The sequence below is a fragment of the Plesiomonas sp. ISS29 genome, assembly GCF_056522795.1.
Genome location: NZ_JAWRZQ010000001.1, coordinates 1,306,008 through 1,328,935 on the forward strand (window position 1 = coordinate 1,306,008; position 22,928 = coordinate 1,328,935).

General features: G+C 45.5%; 17 protein-coding genes and 4 tRNA genes. 20 read left to right on the plus strand and 1 reads right to left on the minus strand.

The features are described 5' to 3' along the window. Positions 1 to 13 precede the first annotated feature (13 nt). Positions 14 to 1,366: an anaerobic C4-dicarboxylate transporter DcuC gene (gene dcuC / locus AC1HDJ_RS05820; protein WP_479534106.1), complete on the plus strand. Its 1,353-nt coding sequence runs from the start codon at positions 14 to 16 to the stop codon at positions 1,364 to 1,366. A gap of 74 nt (positions 1,367 to 1,440) precedes the next feature. Here dcuC and AC1HDJ_RS05825 read toward each other — a convergent pair whose 3' ends face one another. Continuing rightward, complete coding sequence (locus AC1HDJ_RS05825; protein ID WP_479534109.1) at positions 1,441 to 2,658, minus strand: acetylornithine transaminase; 1,218 nt, start codon at positions 2,656 to 2,658, stop codon at positions 1,441 to 1,443. 305 nt (positions 2,659 to 2,963) lie between these two features. Here AC1HDJ_RS05825 and AC1HDJ_RS05830 point away from each other — a divergent pair, with 305 nt between their 5' ends. From AC1HDJ_RS05830 to vasI, 19 genes are all read left to right on the plus strand, one after another. Further along, positions 2,964 to 3,491: a DinB family protein gene (locus AC1HDJ_RS05830; protein ID WP_479534111.1), complete on the plus strand. Its 528-nt coding sequence runs from the start codon at positions 2,964 to 2,966 to the stop codon at positions 3,489 to 3,491. Between the two features lie 101 nt (positions 3,492 to 3,592). Further along, positions 3,593 to 4,237, plus strand: coding sequence for a PAQR family membrane homeostasis protein TrhA (gene trhA, locus AC1HDJ_RS05835; RefSeq protein ID WP_479534113.1), 645 nt, complete (start codon positions 3,593 to 3,595; stop codon positions 4,235 to 4,237). A gap of 470 nt (positions 4,238 to 4,707) precedes the next feature. Continuing rightward, positions 4,708 to 7,404: a glycosyl hydrolase family 18 protein gene (locus AC1HDJ_RS05840; protein WP_479534115.1), complete on the plus strand. Its 2,697-nt coding sequence runs from the start codon at positions 4,708 to 4,710 to the stop codon at positions 7,402 to 7,404. A gap of 312 nt (positions 7,405 to 7,716) precedes the next feature. After that, positions 7,717 to 7,792, plus strand: a tRNA-Ala gene (locus tag AC1HDJ_RS05845). Between the two features lie 113 nt (positions 7,793 to 7,905). Then, positions 7,906 to 7,981: transfer RNA gene (locus AC1HDJ_RS05850), tRNA-Ala, on the plus strand. Positions 7,982 to 8,039: 58 nt separating this feature from the next. Then, positions 8,040 to 8,115, plus strand: a tRNA-Ala gene (locus tag AC1HDJ_RS05855). Between the two features lie 31 nt (positions 8,116 to 8,146). Then, a tRNA-Ala gene (locus AC1HDJ_RS05860) sits at positions 8,147 to 8,222 on the plus strand. A gap of 774 nt (positions 8,223 to 8,996) precedes the next feature. Then, entirely contained in the window at positions 8,997 to 9,500 is a 504-nt protein-coding gene (gene tssB, locus AC1HDJ_RS05865) for a type VI secretion system contractile sheath small subunit (protein ID WP_479534117.1), read from the plus strand. Between the two features lie 34 nt (positions 9,501 to 9,534). Then, complete coding sequence (tssC, locus tag AC1HDJ_RS05870) at positions 9,535 to 11,013, plus strand: type VI secretion system contractile sheath large subunit (RefSeq protein ID WP_479534120.1); 1,479 nt, start codon at positions 9,535 to 9,537, stop codon at positions 11,011 to 11,013. 5 nt (positions 11,014 to 11,018) lie between these two features. Beyond that, complete coding sequence (gene tssE / locus AC1HDJ_RS05875; protein ID WP_479534122.1) at positions 11,019 to 11,450, plus strand: type VI secretion system baseplate subunit TssE; 432 nt, start codon at positions 11,019 to 11,021, stop codon at positions 11,448 to 11,450. A gap of 6 nt (positions 11,451 to 11,456) precedes the next feature. Then, positions 11,457 to 13,223, plus strand: coding sequence for a type VI secretion system baseplate subunit TssF (tssF, locus tag AC1HDJ_RS05880; protein ID WP_479534124.1), 1,767 nt, complete (start codon positions 11,457 to 11,459; stop codon positions 13,221 to 13,223). After that, positions 13,187 to 14,185, plus strand: coding sequence for a type VI secretion system baseplate subunit TssG (tssG, locus tag AC1HDJ_RS05885; RefSeq protein WP_479534126.1), 999 nt, complete (start codon positions 13,187 to 13,189; stop codon positions 14,183 to 14,185). Before tssF ends, tssG begins: the two co-directional genes overlap by 37 nt. 2 nt (positions 14,186 to 14,187) lie before the next feature. Beyond that, entirely contained in the window at positions 14,188 to 15,417 is a 1,230-nt protein-coding gene (gene tagH, locus AC1HDJ_RS05890) for a type VI secretion system-associated FHA domain protein TagH (protein WP_479534128.1), read from the plus strand. Beyond that, positions 15,417 to 15,932, plus strand: coding sequence for a type VI secretion system lipoprotein TssJ (gene tssJ, locus AC1HDJ_RS05895; RefSeq protein WP_479534130.1), 516 nt, complete (start codon positions 15,417 to 15,419; stop codon positions 15,930 to 15,932). Before tagH ends, tssJ begins: the two co-directional genes overlap by 1 nt. Positions 15,933 to 15,934: 2 nt before the next feature. Next, positions 15,935 to 17,275: a type VI secretion system baseplate subunit TssK gene (gene tssK, locus AC1HDJ_RS05900; RefSeq protein ID WP_479534132.1), complete on the plus strand. Its 1,341-nt coding sequence runs from the start codon at positions 15,935 to 15,937 to the stop codon at positions 17,273 to 17,275. 8 nt (positions 17,276 to 17,283) lie between these two features. Continuing rightward, positions 17,284 to 18,060: a type IVB secretion system protein IcmH/DotU gene (icmH, locus tag AC1HDJ_RS05905; RefSeq protein ID WP_479534134.1), complete on the plus strand. Its 777-nt coding sequence runs from the start codon at positions 17,284 to 17,286 to the stop codon at positions 18,058 to 18,060. 32 nt (positions 18,061 to 18,092) lie between these two features. After that, complete coding sequence (gene tssH, locus AC1HDJ_RS05910) at positions 18,093 to 20,759, plus strand: type VI secretion system ATPase TssH (protein WP_479534136.1); 2,667 nt, start codon at positions 18,093 to 18,095, stop codon at positions 20,757 to 20,759. A 2-nt stretch (positions 20,760 to 20,761) separates the two neighbouring features. Next, a complete protein-coding gene (locus AC1HDJ_RS05915) occupies positions 20,762 to 22,303 on the plus strand; it encodes a sigma-54 interaction domain-containing protein (RefSeq protein ID WP_479534138.1) in 1,542 nt (513 codons plus the stop codon). Beyond that, positions 22,300 to 22,926 (plus strand): type VI secretion system-associated protein VasI, encoded by a 627-nt coding sequence (gene vasI, locus AC1HDJ_RS05920; RefSeq protein WP_479534140.1) that lies wholly within the window; start codon positions 22,300 to 22,302, stop codon positions 22,924 to 22,926. The genes AC1HDJ_RS05915 and vasI overlap by 4 nt, the downstream gene beginning before the upstream one ends. Positions 22,927 to 22,928: the final 2 nt, after the last annotated feature.

Sequence of the window (22,928 nt, forward strand, 5' to 3'; positions counted from 1 at the left end):
GAAAGAGATGACTATGCTGGAGTTATTGATAGGTGTCATTGTTGCTGCGGGTGTCGGGCGGTATATATTTAAAGGTTATTCTGCAACCGGTGTTTTAATGACCGGTGGTATTTTGTTGTTAATTATTTCAGTATTGCTTGGTCATTCAATATTACCCAAAGGGGTTGAGTCAACCGGTAATGCTGCCACCAATGTGGTTGAGTATGTTAAATATCTGCTGATGAGCCGTGGCGGTGATCTTGGCATGATGATTATGATGTTGTGTGGGTTTGCCACCTACATGACACATGTTGGCGCTAATGATATGGTCGTGAAAATCACTGCTAAACCGTTGCAGCGCATTAAATCACCGTATGTGCTGATGATTGCTGCCTATTTTGTGGCTTGTCTAATGTCATTGGCTGTTTCATCTGCTACTGGTCTGGGGGTATTGCTAATGGCAACCCTGTTCCCGTTGATGGTGAATGTGGGGATTAGTCGTGGCGCGGCGGCGGCAATTTGTGCCTCTCCGGCAGCCATTATTTTATCGCCAACTTCGGGTGATGTGGTGGTCGCGGCAAACGCAGCAGGCCTTGATCTGATTGATTTTGCATTTAAAACTACACTGCCTATCTCTATTGTCGCTATCTTGTGTATGGCTGTTGCCCACTTTTTCTGGCAGCGCTATTTAGATAATAAAGAGGGCGTGAGCCATGAGCGTTTAGATGTCAGCGATATTCAGGTTGATGCGCCAAAGTTTTATGCCATTTTACCGTTCAGCCCGATTATCGGTGTTCTGATTTTTAGCGGTGATATTGCGCCAAAACTGCATATTGTCACTATTTTAGTGATTTGTATGATCCTGACAGCACTGCTGGAATTTGCCCGTAAATTTGACGGGCAAGAGGTCTTTAAAGGCCTTGAAGTTGCCTATCGCGGCATGGCCGACGCGTTCTCCAGCGTAGTGATGTTATTGGTGGCTGCCGGTGTATTTGCACAAGGGTTAACCACGGTAGGTTTTATTGATAATTTGCTGGGAATGGCACAATCTTTCGGAAATGGCGGTTTTGTCATGATGCTGGTGCTGGTGGTGATCACCACATTGGCCGCGTTTACGACCGGTTCAGGCAATGCTCCTTTTTATGCTTTTGTCGAGCTGATCCCAAAACTGGCCGGGCAAATGGGGATTAATCCGGCGTTTTTAATTATCCCAATGCTGCAGGCATCTAATTTAGGCCGCACAATATCGCCAGTATCTGGTGTTGTTGTCGCCACTTCGGGTATGGCTAAACTCTCGCCGTTTGAAGTGGTAAAGCGCACCTCTGTACCGGTATTTGTTGGTTTAGTGGTGGTTATTTTGGCGACCGAGATTATGGTGCCGGTATAACATTGAAAAAAGAGGCCATTAATATGGCCTCTTTTTTTATATTTCTGCGCGTGACTATCCACTAATCAATAGCATTACTGACCAATCGCCTCACTTACTAGCAGCGCTGTTTTATACGGCATCACCAAACTGCGAATAATCAGCTGTAAGCGCGTAAGCATCAAATTAATTTCATGTTCAGTGAGGGTAAGCGCCGGCATAAATCGCAGAATATTTGGCCGTGGTGCATTGAGTAATAAATGCTGAAAACGCGCTTCTTTCACTGCCTCTTCAGCTATCGGATATTTCAGATCAAAGGCCAATAATAACCCCTCTCCACGCACCTCACCTAAATCGAGTACTTGGCTTAACTGTTTTAACCCATCAACCAGTAAAGCACTGCTTGCATTAACATGCTGTAGAAAACTCTCTTGTGCCACAGTATTGACCACTGCCAGCCCTCCGGCACACATTAGCGGGTTACCATTGTATGTTCCCCCTTGGTCGCCCGGCTCAAAACAACAAACATGTTCGCGGGCTAAATGCGCTGCCAGCGGTATGCCACCGCCCAACCCTTTACCCAAGGTCACCATATCAGGCATCACATCAAACAGCTCAAAAGCAAACATTTTACCGGTACGCCCAATGCCCGTTTGCACCTCATCAACAATCAGCAGCAGATGCTCTTCATCACACAGTTGTCTTAACGCTTGCATAAAGGATCGGTCTGCCGGAATCACCCCAGCCTCGCCCTGAATAGGCTCAAGCATAATGGCCACCGTATCGGCGGTAATGGCATTTTTCACTGCAGCAATATCATTGAAAGGAACTTTGATAAAGCCCGGTACTTTTGGCTCAAACAGTGCGGCAAATTGTGGTTTTCCGGTCGCCGACATCGCGCCTAACGTGCGGCCATGGAAACTATTATCAAAAGTGATAATTTTGTATGCCCCGTTTTTATACTTCTGACCGTAACGGCGCGCCAATTTTATCGCGCTTTCATTAGCCTCTGCGCCGGAGTTAGTGAAAAACACTTTATCTAGGCCTGAAAGTGCGGTCAGGCGGGTTGCTAATTCCGCCATTGGTTGATTAAAAAATGCGGGGCTAGGGTTAATCAGCTGCTGTGCTTGAGCGTGCAACGCTTGTATCAGCACATCAGGGCAGTGGCCTAAGCAGTTTACTGCCCAACCTTGTACAAAGTCTAAATAGGCTGAGTCATCGTCGGTGTAGAGCCAGTGCCCTTTGCCACGGGTGAAATAGAGATCAGGCCGGTGAGTAATACTCATCAGTGAATCAGTGTTTAGGGAAGTCATATGCGCTCCATGCAAAACAGTGGGGTGAACGTGATCTCAACCCGCTTGGTTCTGATCAATATTCATCTGCCATTAAGTAAATCACTCATTATCTTTTAGCAATGTAGAGGCTAGCAATCGAATATTCAATCATTTATTTTGATTAAATATACAAAAAATAAATTATTTTATTGGAAGGTCAGTAATGCCGGAATGTGATCTTTTTCTATATTTTACTAACTTTTAATTCACCAGCCATTAATTGCGTTAACACAGGGAAATAAGCAGGGTAAAATCCGGTTACTCATGCAGTTCAAGGAATAATCATGCCACTGCACCAGCATCTGCAAAATCAAATGCATTATCATCACTGGGCTTATCAACAATTACAGCGCTCACTGCGTGGTTTACCCAGCGCCCTGCTCATGCAAGATAATGGCCTTTATTTTGGTTCTATTATCAATACCTTAAATCATCTGTTAGCCACCGAAGAAATTTTTTATGCTAATGTGATTCTTAACAAACGTACCACAATAGCTGTTGACAGTATTATCACGATCGATATCCGGCACTTGTTTACCCGCCTAGAAGCAGTGACTTATCACTGGCAGGATGCTTTACAAATACCTGAAAAAATAGATTTAACCAAAATTTGTGTCTGTCACGATATTCCATATCTTGATGCCGATATCTCATTGGCTGAGATGTTGATGCAAATTTCATTACATGCGGTACACCATCGGGGGCAAATTTCGGCATCTATGACCAATTTAGGTTATGCACCTCCGGTAATGGATTTTTCTCAGTTCTTGAGTCAAAAAAGATCAGATAAAAAACACTGCGTGACTTGTTGATGTGATAAAAGTTATTTCAGAGTACACATGTAAGCTGAAAGGGGTATACTGCAAATTAAGATAAACTGGCATCAAATGCCGCGCTTTTTTGGAGATACCTTATGTCGGCGATATATTCCCGTATTGACGCTGAAGAGCTGGCTAACAGCATCAGCCATGCCTTGGGGATAATTCTAGGGGGGGTAGGCCTTTTTCTGTTGTTAAAACAAGGAATTATTGCTCAGCAAGGTTTTACTGCACTCTTTAGTTATACCGTATATGGAATCAGTATGATTATGCTGTTTCTTGCCTCAACCTTGTATCATGCCGCAACAAACCCTGTGGGAAAACACCGCTTAAAAATTGCCGACCACTGCGCTATTTATCTGCTCATTGCTGGAACGTACACCCCTTTTTTGTTGGTGGCATTGCAAAGCTCTCTGGCCACTTACCTGATGGCGGTGATCTGGGGGCTTGCACTATTAGGTATTGTTTTTAAGCTATTGTTTATTAATCGTTTTGAAGTGCTTTCGGTTATTACCTATTTGCTTATGGGCTGGCTCTCATTGGTAGTGATTTATCAGTTAGCTGAATCACTCTCTTTGGGGGGGTTACTGCTGCTCGCTGGGGGCGGCGTACTTTACAGCTTGGGGGTTATTTTTTATCTTTCAAAACGGCTTTCTTTTAGCCATGCTATTTGGCACCTATTTGTGCTTGGCGGCGCAATGTGTCACTTTTTTGCGATATATTTTTATGTTGCGAAATAACGCGATTTTGAGTTGAAATTGCGTACAAAAAATTGGCGCTCAGAACAATGAAATCAGCGAATTTTCACTGAAATTATTGAGCTGTATTGGTGAATTATGGATCTCATCACCTAACAGATAATCCCTTCTTATAGGATAAAGCCCACAGTTTTTCAGCGTTTACTGCTGTGGTAGTGGGGTTTTCCTTTTTTTCCCTCTTTTTGTCTCTCTCAATATCTGATATTAGATCTGCTTCGCTTTTTTTGAATGGGCATTCTGCAAACCCTGCTTTCCGAATATTCTTATGTTGTGCTTTTGTTAAATAAAATGAATGATTTTTGTTGTCTAAAAATAAGCACAGACATGCAACATTTGTCGGATGGTAAGTAACCTCGGTTTGTTGACTGTTATCGCGCCAATCATTACGCGTGCAGAGCAGCATTGTGGGCCACTTACTGTAGTTATGTTTGCCTACCTAAAAGGAACGGGTAATGCAATCTAAAGGATTCCCTCTCTCTGCACTTTGTTGTTCACTTATGCTGGCAGGTATTGGTCATGCACAGGCTGCACCGGGTAAACCGGTACTGGCTTGGGGCGAGAGTAATTTTGCCATCGTGCAAGTTAACCAAGAAGCCACGTCATACAACGCGTTAGTGAAAGTGAATAAAGACGGCGCGCCGGTTCCAGTGGCATGGGATCGTTGGTCCGGTGACGCTGGTGATCACTGGAAAGTGTTGTTCGACGGTAAACCGGTCTTTGAAAAAACCATTGCCTCAGCCGCATCCCAAAAAGACAGCGCGACTATCTATGTGAAAAAAGGCGGTAAATATCAGATGCAGATCGCACTGTGCAGCGGCACGGGCGCAGCTGAAGTTTGTACCGCCAGCGATGCAAAAGCTATCGTGGTCGCCGATACTGATGGCAGCCATCTTGATCCTTTAGTGATGTCGGTAGATGCCAATAATAAATCCTACACCAATACCAGTGGTATGCAGGTAGGTACATATTTTGTTGAGTGGGGTGTTTACGATCGCAAATACCCAGTCTCTAAAATCCCTGCACAAAACCTGACCCATTTATACTACGGCTTTACCCCAATTTGTGGTGGTGCGGGTGTTAATGATGGTTTGAAAGAAGTTGATAATGGTAACAGCTTCAATGCATTACAACGTGCCTGCTCTGGCCGTGAAGATTTCAAAGTAGCCATTCACGACCCTTGGGCTGCTCTGCAAATGCCACAAGCCGGACAGGGCCAATTTGACTCCTATAAGGGTACGTTTGGCAGCATGATGGCGCTGAAAAAGCGTTATCCTGATCTAAAAATTCTACCGTCTATCGGCGGCTGGACACTGTCTGATCCGTTCTTCTTTTTTGGCGATAATGCAAAACGTAAAGTCTTTGTTGATTCGGTAGAAGAGTTTATCCGTACATGGAAATTCTTTGACGGTGTAGATATTGACTGGGAATATCCGGGCGGCAAAGGTGCGAACCCGAAACTCGGTGATCCGGCAAAAGATGGCGCAACGTATGTGACATTGATGCGTGAATTGCGTGAAATGCTTGATCGTGTCGGTGCAGAAACCGGTAAGCGCTATGAGCTGACCTCGGCTATCGGATCAGGCTACGATAAAATCGGTGTCATCAACTATGCCGAAGCGGCGCAGTATGTCGATCGTTTCAACGTGATGACCTATGACTTCTACGGCGCATGGAATAATGAGCCAGGTCATCAGGCGGCACTGTATTGCGGTTCACACTTAGAAGCTGCTCGCTGTCAGGGTACGGGTAAAGACTCTAGCGGTAAGGATTACACCAATAAACCTGACTACACCACCGATAATGCCATTAAGTTGATGCTGGCCAAAAAAGTGTTGGCGAAAAAACTGAACGTGGGTGTAGCCATGTATGGTCGTGGCTGGAATGGGGTAACACCTGCATCACTGAAAATTGCCGGTAATCCAATGTCAGGCATAGCGAACGGTGCGGTAAAAGGCACGTTTGAAGCAGGTGTTGTGGATTACTGGGATCTGCTAAAACGCTCACTGGGCACAACTAATGGTACCGGCGTTAACGGTTTCCAATATGGTTATGACGAGCAAGCACAAGCTCCGTATGTTTGGAATCAGGGTACTGGTGAGCTGATTACCTATGACAACCCGCGTTCAGTTCAGGCGAAAGGTGACTATGTTCGCGCAAACGGATTGGGCGGTTTATTCTCATGGGAAATTGATGGTGACAACGGTGATATTCTCAATGCTATGCATGAGTCATTAGGACACTCGGTAGCCGGTACAGGTGGCAACAACACCAATAAACCTCCAGTTGTCAGTGTAACCCCTGCAGTAACCACAGACAGTGGTAAAAGCAGCAGTGTTCAAGCATCAGCCTCTGATCCTGAAGGCAAAGCCCTAAGCTATACATGGGTATTGCCAGCAGGGTTTACGGCTACCAACCTTACATCTTCAGATCTGGCCTTTACCGCACCTACTGTAACCAAAGATACGGTATACACCCTAACTCTAAAAGTGAGTGATGGTGTAAACGTTGTCAGCAACAATGTCAGCGTTACGGTCAAAGCACCAGTAACTGTACCACCAGTTGGTACGAATACCGCTCCTGTTCTGACACTGCCGGCAGCTTTATCGGTAGAAGAGGGGAAAGCTCTGACTTTGACAGTTGATGCAAAAGATGCAGAAAGTGATCCGTTAACTTATAGCTGGAATACCGCTGGTTTAACGGCCAGTGCACTAAATACTGCCTCGATCACCATTACTGCACCTGCAGTTACTGCTGATACCAACTATACCGTCTCGGTTGTTGTGAGTGATGGCAAGCTCAGTGCAACGAAATCAGTTGTGGTCACAGTGAAAGATGTGCCAGTTGTCAGCGGTCAAACAACATGGAGCTCAAGTAAAGCCTATGTTGCAGGTGATACCGTGGTGTACAACGGCGTGCAGTATAAAGCTAAGTGGTGGACGCAAGGTAATCAACCTGATTTAGGTGGCCCGTGGGAAGCGGTCTCTTCATCAGGTGGTAGCACCGTAGGCACCGCTGCGTGGACAGCAACCAAAGCGTATACTACCGGTGAAAAAGCTACTTATAACGGTACAACATGGCAAGCCCAGTGGTGGACTCTGGGTGAAGTTCCAGGAAGCAACCAGTACGGTTCATGGAAAAAAGTTACCTGATATCTTTGATAGTAGCGGTTATTTAACTTCATAACCTCAGGGATCATGCGAGATTAGGTTGTGCTTGATCTGCTCTACAAACGGCCATAATTGGCCGTTTGTAGATACCCACTAAACACTCGCTGACACGATGGCAGCGAGTGTTTTTTTATCACTATTAATGGCTATTTTGCTGTTGATAAGCCATTCCCCCTGACAGTTGTTGAGATTTCGAGCAATCAGTCGGGCTGTGGTTATTCGGGTGTTGACAGCAGCGATTTGACTGCCTATTATTCGCCTCGCTTAACCTGTTTTAGTACACGTATCAGGCTTGGGGCTATAGCTCAGCTGGGAGAGCGCTTGCATGGCATGCAAGAGGTCAGCGGTTCGATCCCGCTTAGCTCCACCATCTTGATAAATGTACTCGTATATTATGTGATAACACACATACATATGCAGATAAAACAAACTGTATTGTGATACCCAAATCCGGTATAGTGTGGGCAATTCTGATATAGCGATGGGGCTATAGCTCAGCTGGGAGAGCGCCTGCCTTGCACGCAGGAGGTCAGCGGTTCGATCCCGCTTAGCTCCACCATCATATCAGAGTACATTTCCAACAATTATCTTTGATAAGTTAAAGATGATAACGTGTTGGGGCTATAGCTCAGCTGGGAGAGCGCTTGCATGGCATGCAAGAGGTCAGCGGTTCGATCCCGCTTAGCTCCACCAATAGATTTTTTCCGCAACACCATTTTATAATGGGGCTATAGCTCAGCTGGGAGAGCGCTTGCATGGCATGCAAGAGGTCAGCGGTTCGATCCCGCTTAGCTCCACCACGATTTATCTTTTTCTGCTGTTTTATCTCTTCTACTTTTTCGTTTACTTTCCCTGTGTGTTTTTTCTATGCTGTTATTTTCTATTTCTTAGCCATTTCTCCTGTTGCCTTCGCTTTTATTCCCCTCTTACTCCCTATAAATCTTATTTTTGACAGTATGTATCCTTGTTTGCTCCGTATCACACCATGCTCAGTTTCATCCTAATATCATTAGTATTACTAGGGGTTTAGGCTGTGCTGCGTTGAGTGTGGCCTATTTCAGTTATGATAGCTTTAACCAGTAAGCGTCATACATCAAGGCAGATTGCTGAAGTGAGTAAGATGTTATTGCATATCAAAGATAAACTGAGAGGGTTAATCTTTTAATACATTGATAATGAAAAGATTATAATGTTTTTATTTCATATAGGAATAGAGAAAATAAGTCAGTGATGATGGGGTATTTATTTGATTTTTGGAATTTTTTATTATTAGGCATGCAACTTTAATTGATTTATTTATTTTGCATCTACTCTCCATTTATCTGCAACGAACGACTGACATGTAACATGATGAATAGTGACATATCCCACATTTAGCCTGATTTAAAATTAAATATAAGGCTGTTTATTATTTAAGGTGTAAATTGACCCCCGTGTTATTAATTAGGCGATAGTGAGTTTTTGCACATTACACTGCGCTTAGTGATTGTGCAGGTTTACATGGTTTTATTAAGCGATGGTTCGAGTTATTAACTTTTTATGCCTTGGTGGGTTTTTTAATACTGGTGTCTTATATGGGAAAGGTAATTTCTGGTGTCAGCGTTGCACCTAAAGAGCGAATTAATATCAAATATGTTCCTTCTGCTGATAACCAACAGGCAGAAATTGAATTGCCCTTGACCATGATGGTTTTGGGTAATATGAAGGGCCGTTCAGAAGATATACCTATTGAAGAGCGGCAAAGTGTTTCAGTAGATAAAAATAACTTTGCATCTTTTATGCGCGAATCTGGTTTAGAGTTGAAATTTCAAGTCGAAAATATTTTGGAAGAAGAGAGTAAAGACTCTTTTCCTGTGATGCTGAAATTTAGCTCGATGAGTGATTTTACACCAGACCATATTGCAAGTCAGATCCCAGAGTTACATAAGTTGCTCGCATTACGTGAGGCACTAGTTGCACTTAAAGGCCCACTTGGCAATATTCCTGCGTTTCGAAATCGTTTGCAAAACTTGCTGTCGAGTGATAGCGCACGTGAACAGCTACTTAAAGAGTTAAATTTAATTTCATCAAATAAATAGTTATTTTCGTTTTGAAATGATAGAGAGATAAAATATGTCTGTGGTTGAAGGTAAATTAAATTCTGGTATACAGAGTAATTCAGTGTCACTGCTGGATGAAATTATGGCTCAAGCCAGAATAACCCCTATTGATGAAGGGTACAGTATTGCTAAGCAAGGTATTACTGCTCTGATTACCAATATTCTTGATAGTGGGAATACCACAGACCCAATAAATAAAACTCTGGTTGACCATATGATTGTTGAGTTGGATAAAAAGCTCAGTAAACAGATGGATGTTATTTTACATGCTAAACCATTGCAAGAGCTGGAGTCATCTTGGCGTTCATTGAAGTTATTGGTTGATCGTACCGACTTTCGTGAAAATATAAAAGTTCAGGTGTTGCATGCAACAAAAGAGGAGTTGCTCGATGATTTTGAGTTTGCAGCTGAAATCACGCAGTCTGGTTTTTACAAGCATGTTTATTCCAGTGGTTATGGCCAGTTTGGTGGGCAACCGGTAGGCGCAGTTATTGGTGATTATGCATTGAGTCAGAGTTCTCCTGATATCAAGTTAATGCAGTATGTCAGTGCTGTTGGTGCAATGGCGCATGCTCCCTTTATCTCTTCAGTTGCACCAACATTTTTTGGGGTTGAGCGCTTTACTGATTTGCCATCAATTAAAGATCTTAAATCTGTTTTTGAAGGCCCTGCATACGGTAAGTGGCGTTTATTACGTGAATCGGAAGACTCCCGTTATCTAGGGCTCACTGCGCCACGATTTTTGGCTCGGCTACCGTATGATCCGGTTGAAAACCCGATTAAAGGCTTCAACTATAAAGAGAATATTAATGAAAGCCATGAGCATTATTTATGGGGGAATACGGCTTACTTAATGGGCGTTGCGTTAAACGACAGTTTTGCAAAATACCGTTGGTGTCCGAATATTATTGGCCCACAAAGTGGTGGGGCTATTACTGATTTACCCGTTCATGTCTATGAAGCCATGGGGCAATTGCAGGCTAAAATTCCAACTGAAGTATTAATTACTGATCGGCGTGAATATGAAATGGCCGAAGAGGGATTTATTACTCTCACTATGCGTAAAGACAGTGATAATGCTGCGTTTTTCTCAGCAAACTCAGTACAAAAACCAAAATTATTTCCAAATACCAAAGACGGTAAAGAAGCTGAAATAAACTATAAGTTAGGTACTCAGCTACCTTATATGTTTATTATTAATCGTTTGGCACACTATATTAAAGTATTGCAACGTGAGCAAATTGGTTCTTGGAAAGAGCGTCAAGATTTAGAACGTGAATTAAATGGCTGGGTTAAGCAATATGTGGCCGATCAGGAAAACCCTCCTGCAGATGTTCGTAGCCGTCGGCCATTACGTTCCGCACAGATTAAAGTGCTGGATGTCGAGGGCGAAACAGGTTGGTATCAAGTTGTTATGTCCGTCAAGCCGCATTTTAAATATATGGGGGCTAGCTTTGAACTGTCTCTTGTCGGCCGTTTGGATAAGGAATAGGCCGTATGTCTTCTCTCATGCTCTGGGATCGGAAGAGTGCAGCTAGCCTGTTTGATCGTATACGCGAAAAGTCAGAAATTACCTCTGTGGCTAAAGAGGCTGAGGTGTTGATTACATCGGTGAAAAAGCATCTTGATTGCATTCTCAATACTCGGCCTGGAAGCTGTCGTAGTGCGCCAGAGTTAGGGATTATTGATCTCAATGATGCAACGCAAGGCAGTGCCGATATTCGCGCTCGTATTAGAGAGGAAATAAGACAGTGTATTCGTCAATATGAACCTCGTATTGTGCATGTTGATGTGTGGCCTTCTTATGTATTGGCCAATCCGTTGGAAATGTCGTTTCAGGTGACGGCACATGTTCGGTTAGAGAGTATTGAACAAGTAACATCCTTCAATATTCACATGGATAACCACCGACACTATAAAATGGTGTGATGATTTATGCCTCTGGAACAGTATTTCAAGGATGAACTGGCTTATTTACGTTTGCAAGGCCGCGAGTTTGCAGGTGAACATCCAGATTTAACTCGCTTTCTTTCTGAACAGACCACTGACCCTGATGTGGAGCGTTTGTTGGAAGGGTTTGCTTTTTTAACCGGAAGTTTGCGGGCAAAAATTGAAGACGAATTTCCAGAGCTGACACATGGTTTATTGAGTATGTTGTGGCCTAATTATTTACGCCCAGTGCCCAGCATGACAATCATGCAGTTTTCGGTGATCCCCGGTGCAATAATGCAACCTATACAGGTGAAGCGAGGTTGTCAGTTAGACAGTTTACCTATTGATGAAGTGACTTGTCATTTTCAAACATGCCATGATGCATGGATTTACCCTGCTGATATTTATGATATTAACGCGCAAAGCGGTAATGATTTATCAACTATTTCAGTAGATATTCGGCCGCACGCCTTATTAGCAGTGTCTGAACTACAGTTGGATAAATTAAGATTTTATCTTGGTGGTGATAATCACTCCGCAAATGAACTGTATTATTGGTTATCTACTCAGTTGGCCTATATTGAATTAGAAATTAATGGCCAACGTTTTAGGCAATCTGCATCAGTATTAAAGCCTGTTGGTTTTGAACCTCATGATGCATTGTTGCCTTATCCGAGTAATGTTTATTCTGGTTACCGGATTTTGCAGGAATTTTTTTGTTTTCCTGAAAGTTTTCTCTTTTTTGGTTTTTCAAACTTTAATTGGCCTGTACAGCTCTCAAGAGTTAGCCAATTTACACTGCATTTTTGTTTTGAAAGACCGTTACCTGTAGGGCTGCATATTCGTTCCGATTCGTTATTACTCAACTGTGTTCCGGCAATTAATCTATTTTCGTACGACAGTGAGCCTATTAACTTCAACGGCCGCCAAACCGAATACCCGCTAAAAGTCAGTTATCGTTATGCTGATAGTTTTGAGATTTTTTCGATTAATAAAGTCGAAAGTTGGGCTCAAGAGTGTACTGGTCGCTCACGGGGAGCGATGCGTGTTTATCAGCCGTTTGAAAGTTTTCAGCATCAGATCGAGCAAACTCATGGGCAATTAGCATTGTATTACCGAAGCCGGATACGTGAAGCGGTCAGTGGTGGTGGGTTTGATTATTCACTTTCGTTTGTACGTAGTGATGAAGCTGAAATGCAAGGGATCGATGAATCAATCTCTGTCTTGCTAACCTGTACTAATCGTGAGAAAGCTTCACGGTTGTCGGTTGGGGCAGTGTGTGTGCCTACCGGCAGCTCACCATCGTTTGCTACATTTAAAAATCTGTTGCGGCCTACTCGCCCGTTAAGACCGATATTGGATAGTCGTCTTCACTGGGCACTGATCTCAAATTTATCATTGAACTATGTCTCTTTGCTGCACAAAGAGGCTCTGATACAGATCCTGCGAACCTATGATTTTCCTGCATTGCATGACAAACAGGCCGAACTGATATCGCGTAAGCGGCTGGCTGGAATAGAAAAAATAGAGACACAGCCGGTAGACCGATTGGTGCAAGGAATGCCTGTGCGTGGCCTTAAATCGGTTATGTTTCTTCGACAAAGTGCTTTTGGTAGTGAAGGTGAACTGTATCTGTTTAGCACGGTATTGGCGCATTTTTTCTCTTTATATGCCAGCGTGAATGCATTTCACCAGCTAGAGGTGATTAATCTTGATAACAAGGAGTGCTACCGATGGCCGGTGCAGATAGGTCAGCACTCTCTGATGTGATCAAGTTTCAGAATGCATCGAGCTTTAATTTTTTCCAGCTGGTAGAGCTGTTGTGTCGCTTGGAGTGCGTTGATCTGGAAGCGCTATCAAGTTGTCATCCTGAAAATGAAAAAATTCGCTTTAAGTCTACCGCCTCACTGGGTTTTCCGGCCAGTGATGTCTTGAATATTGAACAAGACCCTGTTGGCCGGTATCAGTTAGAAGTGGCATTTCTTGGTTTACAGGGCAGTCAATCACCTATTCCAGGCTATTACCTCGATGAACTGGCTTGGGATTACGCGCAGGGTGCATCAAAACTCGGCTTATTTTTAGATTTCTTTCACCACCGTTTACTGATGCTGTTGCACCGCGGCTGGCGCAAGTACCGTTATCACGTACGATTTCAAAACGATGGTAGTGACGGATTTTCCCGCCTGATGTTTGCGCTAGTTGGGCTGAATAATCAGGCTGTACGCGACAATCTACCGGTTAATCGCGCCAAAATGCTCTCTTATGCCGGTATGTTAGCCAGCCCGAGCCGTTCGCCACAAGCTGTTGCAGGGTTGGTCTCTCACTGTTTTGATCTTGATGATGTCACGGTTATGGCTTGGCAGCCACGTAAAGTGTGGGTTCATGCTGATCAGCAAAATAGTTTGGGTTACCTGAATACTGTATTGGGCAGTGATTTTATCCTCGGGGCATTTGTAAATGATTGTGCTGGTAAGTTTGTTTTACGGATTAACAAGCTGAGTTTTTCCCAGTTTCTTAGCTTGTTACCTAATGGCCTACTTTTTCAGCCGCTGGTTCAGTTTGTTTCTTTTATTTTACGGGATCAGCTGGCATGGGATCTGTGTCTGAGTTTTGGTGATAAACAAGCCCGCGGATTAAGGTTAGGTGATGACCAACGCAGCCGATTGGGGTGGAGTAGTTTTTTAGGGCAGCCACCGAGTGATCCAAATGTGACGATTTGCGTGCAGGAGTAAATATGAGCGGACTCAATCAGCAGCTCTCTTTGGTTGTGCTAAATAGCGAACAGCTCGATGGCAATTCATTGATGCAGTACCGGTTTGATCAATATGGCGGGACGCTTGGTGCAGCAGATCATGATGATTGGTATTTAACGGATCGTTTAGGCGCAGTGTTGCCCTCTCATGCTCGCATTGAGCTGCATGATGACCGTTTTTGTTTAAATGATTTAAGCGGGCAGACATTTATTAATGGTGCGACAGCACCGGTTGGTCGTCATCGTAAAGTCTATCTTGAGCAGAGCGATGAACTGCGTATTGGCCCATTTCGTTTACGTGTTTATCTCGGGGCGATGCAGGCTAAAACCAATATTGAGCAGACTCTGGAAAATGATTCAACAGATGAATTGGATAATTGGTTAGCCGGAGATCTTGAGTTACCTACTGAGGTGCAAGGCGCTTTACCGCAAAACGATCCATTACAGGCTCTGGAACTTGATCAAGCTAGCTCGTTGGCGGCCTTGCTCAAACATCCGGTAACAGAACATTCGGTGCTAATACCTGCCATCTCAGAACCTATTTTTTCAGCTATCGAGGACACCATGGCTCAGGAATTTATTGATATGCCGAGCATTGATCACCCGTATGCCCTATCAGCCGAACAGGACGATGTAGATCATGTGGCGCTAACTCCTCTCATGCACGGATTAGGTCAGCGGTTACAGATTACAGATAGCCAACAAGCTCATGAGATGCTCGAAGAGATGGGCAAAACGTTACGCGCAATGATTGAGGGGCTGATCACCTTACAGGTTGAACAGGCAGCATTGGCTGATAAGCATCTGCACCCGATTGAGGATAATCCTCTGCGTTTAGCGTTGGATTATGAGGCTACATTGGCGTTGTTGTTTGCCGATGGTAAAAGCCCGGTACATCTGTCTGCACCTGCTGCGGTTAGTGAAGTGCTGCGTAATGTACGAATACATCATATTGCTAATCAACTGGCGATAGCCTCTGCACTAGAGAGTATTTTGCAGGCATTTTCTCCGCAAGCGCTGTTGGGGCGTTTTACGCACTATCGTCGTAGCGGCTTATCAGTTGAGCATGAAGAGGGCTGGGCATGGACGATGTATCAGCACTATTACCGAGAACTGACTTCAGTGCGCCAGCAAGGGTTCGATAAATTATTTCATCAAGTTTATGCCCAAGTTTATGACCGTGCAGTACGTGAACAGCAGGAACAGTTCTGATGGTACGGACATTATGGTTTGTACTGTGGCTATTTTTGCTGGCTGGTTGTACTACGCTCGGCAAGATAACGGATGTTGTGATGAATCCTGATATACAAGTAGGTAGCCATGCCGATCAACTCTCGACCGTAGGGCTGAGTTTGCTGGCTGAATCTGATGTTAATCCGAATGAGAGTGGCGATGCAGCGCCGATTGAATTTCAGGTGCTGATGTTATCGGAAGACTCGCGTTTGCTGGCAACCGATTATGATCAGGTGACTGATGATATAGCGAAAGCCTTAGGGAAAAATTATATAAATCATCAGGATTACACTCTATTACCGGGGCAATTTAAGTATTTACCACCGGTAGCACTGGAGGAGGGGGTTCGTTATATCGCCGTTATTGCCCGTTATTCTGAGCCTGATAAGGCCGATTGGCGCAAAGTGGTTAAGGTAAATCATACCGGACGGTCTTATCAGATTCTGGTGCATTTGCGTCAGAGAGACGTTGAACTGCAAAGAGAAGAAGAATAATCATGTCGAGCCGAAATAAGGTGATCTGGCGCGAGGGGTTGTTTATTAAACCTCAGCATTTCCAGCAACAACAGCGGCATACTGATCACATACTGCATGCTCGTTTTAGTGCGCTGAGTGATTATTTTTACGGATTACAATCTCTGACTCTTAATGATGATTACCTCGGATTTGGCCGGATAGCATTGGTGAGTGCCAGCGGCGTTATGCCAGATGGAACGGTATTTAATCTTCCGGCAGATGATGTGCTGCCATCTCCGCTCGAGATCACCGATGTTTTGGTTGCCAATCAAAAGGTTTATCTGACACTGCCTCTGTCTATCAGTGGCGTTCAAGAAGTTGGGGAAGCAGGGCATACGGTTGCGACTCGGATACAGGCTACTCGCCATGATGTCAGGGATCTGCACAGTCATAGTGGTGATGTGACCTCACTGGAAGTGGGTAAAGTAAGCCTGCGTTTGATGCTCGAGCGAGAAGATCGTAGTGCTTATGCGGCCATCGCGATAGCACGGATTCTGGATAAGCGCCCAGATGGCGGATTGGTACTTGATCCAAACTTTATGCCTTGCAGCATCAGTATCGCGGCTGTTCCGACCTTAAAGCGCTTTTTAGATGAATCAGCAGGTTTAGTGGCTGAACGAGCGCGTAATTTGGCACAGCGTCTAGCTGTACCTGGCCAGCAGGGAGTGGCGGATGTGGCTGAGTTTATGATGTTGCAACTGCTCAACCGCGCGCAGCCTCAGTTATCTCATCTGGCATGTCTTGAAACATTACATCCGGAGCGGCTGCATGAGGTATTGGTGCAACTGTGCGGTGAGCTGATGACCTTTACGGATGAGTCTCGTTTGCCGCCTGAGTTTCCGGCATACCGACATGATGAACCGCAGGCCAGTTTTGAACCTGTGATGTTGGCTCTTCGCCAAGCTCTTAGCACAGTGCTTTCACCAAAAGCTGTCTCTATTCAGTTACGGAAACATCAGCATGGTGTGATGGTTGCTGTCATCGGGGATCGAGAGTTGATGATCGGTGCTGAATTTGTACTGGCCGTGCGTGCGCGTATGCCGCAAGAGCAGCTGCGCAAACAGTTTCAGCAACAGACCAAAATAGCATCCAGCGAAAAAATCCGTGAGCTTATCAATTTACAACTACCGGGTATTCCCTTACTGCCACTGCCGGTTGCACCGCGCCAATTACCTTACCACGCCGGTTACAGCTATTTCCAATTAGATAGGCAAAGCCCTGCGTGGCAAATGCTGGCACAAGGCAACACACTGGCTTTCCATATTGCAGGAAGCTTTCCTGAGTTGGATATGCAATTTTGGGCGATTCGCAGTCAGGGATGAAGTAACCAATGACCACCGACATAATCAAACATGAGCAGCTCAATGATCTTTTATATGACCATGCCGCTCAGCTCGATTTAGATTCTGACTACTGGTTTCGTCTTCGTGGGTGCAGTATCAATCCGATCATTGATGCGGTAACCCCGCTGCTGGGGATGGTGTTACGCATTCGCCAGCTCTCTGGCCATGATCAGGTTGCTGAACTTTATCAGCAGGTAGTTACTGAAATTCAGGCTATCGAACAAGAGCTGCTCGCTCACGGGTATGAGAATGGCATGGTGCTCTCTTTTCGTTACATTCTATGCACTTTCATTGATGAAGCGGTGATGAGCAGAGAGTGGGGCAGCTTGAGTGAATGGTCAGAACACTCTCTACTTACCCGTTTTCATAATGAAACTTGGGGCGGCGAGAAGGTCTTTGTGCTGCTTAGTAAATTACAAGAAGACTCTGAGCGTTATCGTGAAGTGCTGGAGTTTATTTATCTCTGTTTGTGTCTTGGATTTGAAGGGCGTTATCGCGTAATGAACCATGGGCGTGAAGAGTTTGAGCGGCTTGTTCGGCAGTTACATCAGCAGTTGAGTTCAGGTCGTGATGATCCTCCAACCGTCTTTCATCTCAATTTAGGGCAGCATGCTTCTAGCCCACCATTAAAACCGGAGATCTCACTGCGTAGTGTGTGTATTGGCACGGTGATCATGCTCGTCGGGGTGTTTGTATTTTATTACAGTCGGTTAGATAACCAGACTCAAGATGTGCTGCGTCAGCTAAATGAATTATTGAAATGAGTTTAATTGAAATAAGTTAAGGAGAACTTGTTTTGATTCATATCGAACTGCCTGTATTGGTGGAAAGGTTTAATCCGGTTTGTCGGCATATGCTAGAAGAGTCGGCAGCCCAGTGTGTTAATCATCAGGGATCGGAGATCCGTATTGAGCATCTGCTGCTCAACATGCTGGATACCCCGTTGAGTGATGCTAAAGCCATCATGCAGCGTGCCGGAGTGGATATTGTCGCGCTGCGAGCACTGTTGCAACCTACCGAAACTGGCCATGCTTTCGAACAGGGATACCCGTCTTTTTCACCACTACTGGTTGAGTGGATACAGGATAGTTGGTTGCTGGCTTCTGCTCAATTTCAGCATGCACAGCTGCGAAGCGGGGTGTTGCTGCTGGTATTGCTGATGACGCCTGCTCGTTATCTGACCACTGCCGTTGTCCGGTTGTTGACGGTGATTAATCGCGATTTGGTACATCAGCAATTTGATGAGTGGGTCAGTGAGTCCGCTGAAACGGATGTTGGACTTGATACGGTATCGATTTCTACAGATAAAGCGGCTGCTGTGCTGTCCGAGGCCTCACTACTGGGAAGGTTCACACAAGATATTACCGAGCTGGCACGCAGTAACAGTATTGATCCGGTGCTATGTCGGGATCATGAAATTGATCTGATGATCGATATTTTATCTCGTCGCCGCAAGAATAACCCGATTGTCGTTGGTGACGCAGGTGTAGGTAAAAGTGCGCTCATTGAAGGGCTAGCCCTGCGGATCGTAGCCGGCCATGTGCCAGAAAAATTACGTGATGTTATGTTGTTATCACTGGATCTGGGTGCTATGCAGGCTGGTGCTTCAGTAAAAGGTGAGTTTGAAAAACGCTTTAAAGGGGTTATGCAGGAAGTTAATGCGGCTGAGTATCCGGTGATCCTCTTTATTGATGAAGCGCATACATTGATTGGTGCGGGTAATCAGGCCGGTGGGCTGGATATCTCTAACCTGATTAAACCTGCTCTGGCACGCGGTGAATTACGTACAATTGCAGCCACAACATGGCATGAATACAAAAAATATATTGAGAAAGATGCTGCACTATCCCGCCGTTTTCAGCTTGTGAAAGTGAGTGAACCTGACACTGAACAGGCCATTATTATCTTGCGTGGTCTGCGTGGAATCTATGAAAAAGCACACGGCGTACTGATTGATGATGCGGCATTACAGGCTGCCGCAAAGCTCTCTGCACGCTATATTTCAGGCCGCCAATTGCCTGATAAAGCCATTGATATTCTCGATACAGCCTGTGCTCGGGTTGCGATTAATCTGACTACACCACCGCGCGCGATCAGCCATTTACAAAATATGTTGCATCAGTGCGAATTAGAGATTGGTCAGTTAGAACGGCAGCGTTTAATCGGGTTGGGTCAACATACCGAGCGTCTGGCTACTCTGCATGCAGAGCAGCAGCTGGCACGTGATGAACTGACTCAGTTGGACATTTGCTGGCAGCAACAAAAATCACGGGTACAGCAAATCGTTGCGCTGCGCTCTGCGTTACTAGATACACCAAAACCAAACGGCGAAGTGCCACCATATTCAATCAATGAAAATCCAATAGAGAGTGATACACAGGCACTGACCCGTGTATTGGCGTGTTTGGAATATGAATTGGCTGTCTTGCAACAAGAGTCTGTACTGGTTTCTGCCCATGTCGATACAGCGCAAATTACGGCAGTCATTGCTGAGTGGACCGGCGTTCCCTTAAACCGGATTTCACAAAATGAACTCGATGTAGTGACACGATTACCTGAATATCTCGCCGCTCATATTAAAGGGCAAGATATGGCTATCAGCCATTTGCATCGCCATTTACTGACAGCACGTGCCGACTTACGCTGTCCGGGGCGTCCCTTGGGGGCGTTTTTGTTGGCGGGCCCCAGTGGTGTTGGTAAAACAGAAACGGTGGTACAAATTGCCGATTTGATGTTTGGTGGTCGGCAGTATTTGACGACTATCAATATGTCTGAATATCAGGAAAAACATACCGTTTCGCGCTTAATCGGCTCACCGCCGGGCTATGTTGGTTTTGGCGAGGGGGGCGTGTTAACGGAAGCTATTCGGCAAAAACCATACTCTGTGGTGTTGTTGGATGAAGTGGAAAAGGCGCATCCAGATGTGTTGAATATCTTCTATCAGGCATTCGATAAAGGCGAACTGGCAGACGGAGAGGGGCGGGTTATTGATTGTAAGAATGTGCTGTTCTTTCTGACCTCAAATTTGGGTTACCAAACCATTGTAGATTACGCTAATGCACCCGATAGTTTGCTCCCTGATAGTCTGCTGGATACGTTGTATCCAGAGTTAGCTGCATTTTTCAAACCGGCTTTGCTGGCTCGTATGGAAGTGATCCCGTACCTTCCACTAAACCACGATACCCTGGCTGAAATTACCCACAATAAATTATCCAGCCTTGAAGCCCTACTACACCGCCGCTTTGCTGCCGCCGTTCATATTGAACCTGCGGTGCATGAGGAGATCTTACGCCGTGCTAAGCGCAGTGAAAATGGTGCAAGAATGCTCGAGTCGGTGATTGATGGTGCTTTATTGCCGCCGGTATCACTGCAATTGCTGCAACATTTATCCGCTGGAAAATCGGTTCGGCAGGTCAGCTTTCGTGTTGCTGATGGTGAGTTTATCGCTGAGGTGGCGTGCTAAATATGCAACAGGCACTCGAATTTGCGTTATCTCTGACTCAGACGCGTGATGAGCCCCTGCTTTGCCGCTGGTTATTGGATACTGTCCGGCAGGAGTGGCAACCGCAGGGAGCATTACTGGCGATGCTCGATGTCAGTGGGCGCACTCTCCAATGTCATGGCTGGATAGGGCAACGCAATGTGGCGTTTAGTCTGAAAGCTGACGATTTTAGCCATCCGTTGGCATTTGTACTTTGTCACGATCAAGTACGAACGTGGGATTCATTGCACAGCGGTGTCAGGATTGGGCATGCAGGTTTGCGTAGCATGTTGGCTGAAGCCGGTGCACGTTGTGGTATGCATTGCCTGCCACTACATGGGCAGAATGCAAAGCCTGTTGCGGTGTTGGCATTGTTTGATACAGCGCAGCGCCTATCAGGCTGGCAAGCGCAAGGAAAACTGGCTTTATTAGCACAGGTGTTTACCGGCCAGCTGACATTGATTAGAGATTTACGGCAGTCACGCCATGGTATGACTGCTTTGCAAGACTCGCTGCGCGTGGTTCGTAGTGAAAATAAGCAGCGTCGTCAGCAAGATGCCTGTTTAAGCGATGCACTTATTGGCCAGTCACGCGCTATTCATCAACTGCGTGAGCAGATAGCGCAAGCGGCTGGCCACCGTCTGAATGTGATGATTCAAGGCGAAACAGGGTCGGGGAAAGAGGTGGTTGCACGCTTACTGCATCAATGTTCTGAGCGTGCAGATAAGCCATTTGTGGCGATTAATTGCGCGGCCATTCCGGAAAATTTGATTGAAAGTGAGCTATTTGGCTATCAAAAAGGCGCATTTTCCGGTGCTTTGAATAATAAGCATGGGCTGGTGGCGCAGGCAAATGGTGGCATCTTATTTCTTGATGAAGCAGGGGATATGCCCCCGAGCATGCAGGTAAAATTATTACGTGTATTAGAAACCCGATATTTTCGGCCATTAGGCGGGGAAAAAGAGATTTACTCAGATTTTCGCCTGATCTCAGCCACTCACCAACCTCTGGCACAGCGAGTCACCGAAGGGGCATTTCGGCAAGACTTATACCATCGGTTATGTCAGTGCATGTTGATGGTAACGCCGTTACGTGAACGGCCGGAAGATATCAGTCTGCTCAGTGAGTATTTCATTGCCGATTTTGCCCGCCAAGAAGGGAAGGTCTTCGGCCCATTACACCGTAATTTCCTCAAACAGTTAGTGGGATATGACTTTCCGGGTAATGTGCGTGAGTTACGTAATTTGCTGGAAGTGGCTTGTGCCCAGACCCCATCAGGGCAAGACGTTGCGCTCAGTGCATTGTCACCGGAGAGTCGCCATCGAATAAGTACCGATTTGAATCAAGGCGGTGATGATTTTTGCCATATTAATAATCTGCGTGAGGCTTTACAGCAGTATGAAACTGCAGTGATAGAAGCGCGTTTGCGTTACTTTCAAGGAAACCGCACTCGGGTTGCAGAGAGTCTGAATATCCCTAAGCGCACACTAGACCATAAGTGTCAAAAGCTGGAGGTCAACGGATGAAGCCATGGATGGTCGTTTTTTGGGCGCTGAGCGGATGGATCTTACTGACAGAGGGAGCAGATGCTGAGACTATTTTGCCTGCACAATGGCAGCATTGCCGTGAACAATCAGATCCAGGAGTTCGTCTGGCATGTTATGACGTGCTAGCCGGTGAATCAGTGCAAAATAGGTTGGATGCTTCTTCAGCTCCACATTCAGCAGCATGGCATGATATTCAGCAACAGGAAACACAGCGTAGCAGTGACTCCCCGTTGTTTATGCTCGGGCATCAGCCTAATTCTGATACGTTATTGTTGACCCGTCCGGCTCTGCGCGGCGCAACATTAGCTATCAGTTGTGCCGATGCGATTACCCGAATTTGGTTACGATTAGATGCACCATGGCCTGATACACGGGTGATAGCGCAGACCGATGCTCTGCCGGCATCGAGTAACTGGTTTGTGCGCGATAAAGGCATGTTGCTGGAGTTTGGCCGAGGATTACCGGCCATCGAGGAGCTTAAACGCTGGACAGCTCAGCATGCATTAACATTGCAGACAAAAAATAAAATGGTGACTGTACGCGTAGATCTTAGTGGGCTGGCGGATGCACTGCGCCCTCTACGCCAGCAGTGTCGCTGGTAGGT

Excerpts from the sequence above, each read along its gene's own strand:
- tssC (WP_479534120.1), top strand. The coding sequence starts at position 9,535 with ATGTCTGTGGTTGAAGGTAAATTAAATTCTGGTATACAGAGTAATTCA.
- tssK (WP_479534132.1), top strand. The coding sequence starts at position 15,935 with ATGTCGAGCCGAAATAAGGTGATCTGGCGCGAGGGGTTGTTTATTAAA.
- AC1HDJ_RS05825 (WP_479534109.1), bottom strand. The coding sequence starts at position 2,658 with ATGACTTCCCTAAACACTGATTCACTGATGAGTATTACTCACCGGCCT.
- tssG (WP_479534126.1), top strand. The coding sequence starts at position 13,187 with ATGGCCGGTGCAGATAGGTCAGCACTCTCTGATGTGATCAAGTTTCAG.
- tssF (WP_479534124.1), top strand. The coding sequence starts at position 11,457 with ATGCCTCTGGAACAGTATTTCAAGGATGAACTGGCTTATTTACGTTTG.
- icmH (WP_479534134.1), top strand. The coding sequence starts at position 17,284 with ATGACCACCGACATAATCAAACATGAGCAGCTCAATGATCTTTTATAT.
- AC1HDJ_RS05830 (WP_479534111.1), top strand. The coding sequence starts at position 2,964 with ATGCCACTGCACCAGCATCTGCAAAATCAAATGCATTATCATCACTGG.
- dcuC (WP_479534106.1), top strand. The coding sequence starts at position 14 with ATGCTGGAGTTATTGATAGGTGTCATTGTTGCTGCGGGTGTCGGGCGG.
- vasI (WP_479534140.1), top strand. The coding sequence starts at position 22,300 with ATGAAGCCATGGATGGTCGTTTTTTGGGCGCTGAGCGGATGGATCTTA.
- AC1HDJ_RS05840 (WP_479534115.1), top strand. The coding sequence starts at position 4,708 with ATGCAATCTAAAGGATTCCCTCTCTCTGCACTTTGTTGTTCACTTATG.
- trhA (WP_479534113.1), top strand. The coding sequence starts at position 3,593 with ATGTCGGCGATATATTCCCGTATTGACGCTGAAGAGCTGGCTAACAGC.
- AC1HDJ_RS05915 (WP_479534138.1), top strand. The coding sequence starts at position 20,762 with ATGCAACAGGCACTCGAATTTGCGTTATCTCTGACTCAGACGCGTGAT.
- tagH (WP_479534128.1), top strand. The coding sequence starts at position 14,188 with ATGAGCGGACTCAATCAGCAGCTCTCTTTGGTTGTGCTAAATAGCGAA.
- tssJ (WP_479534130.1), top strand. The coding sequence starts at position 15,417 with ATGGTACGGACATTATGGTTTGTACTGTGGCTATTTTTGCTGGCTGGT.
- tssB (WP_479534117.1), top strand. The coding sequence starts at position 8,997 with ATGGGAAAGGTAATTTCTGGTGTCAGCGTTGCACCTAAAGAGCGAATT.
- tssE (WP_479534122.1), top strand. The coding sequence starts at position 11,019 with ATGTCTTCTCTCATGCTCTGGGATCGGAAGAGTGCAGCTAGCCTGTTT.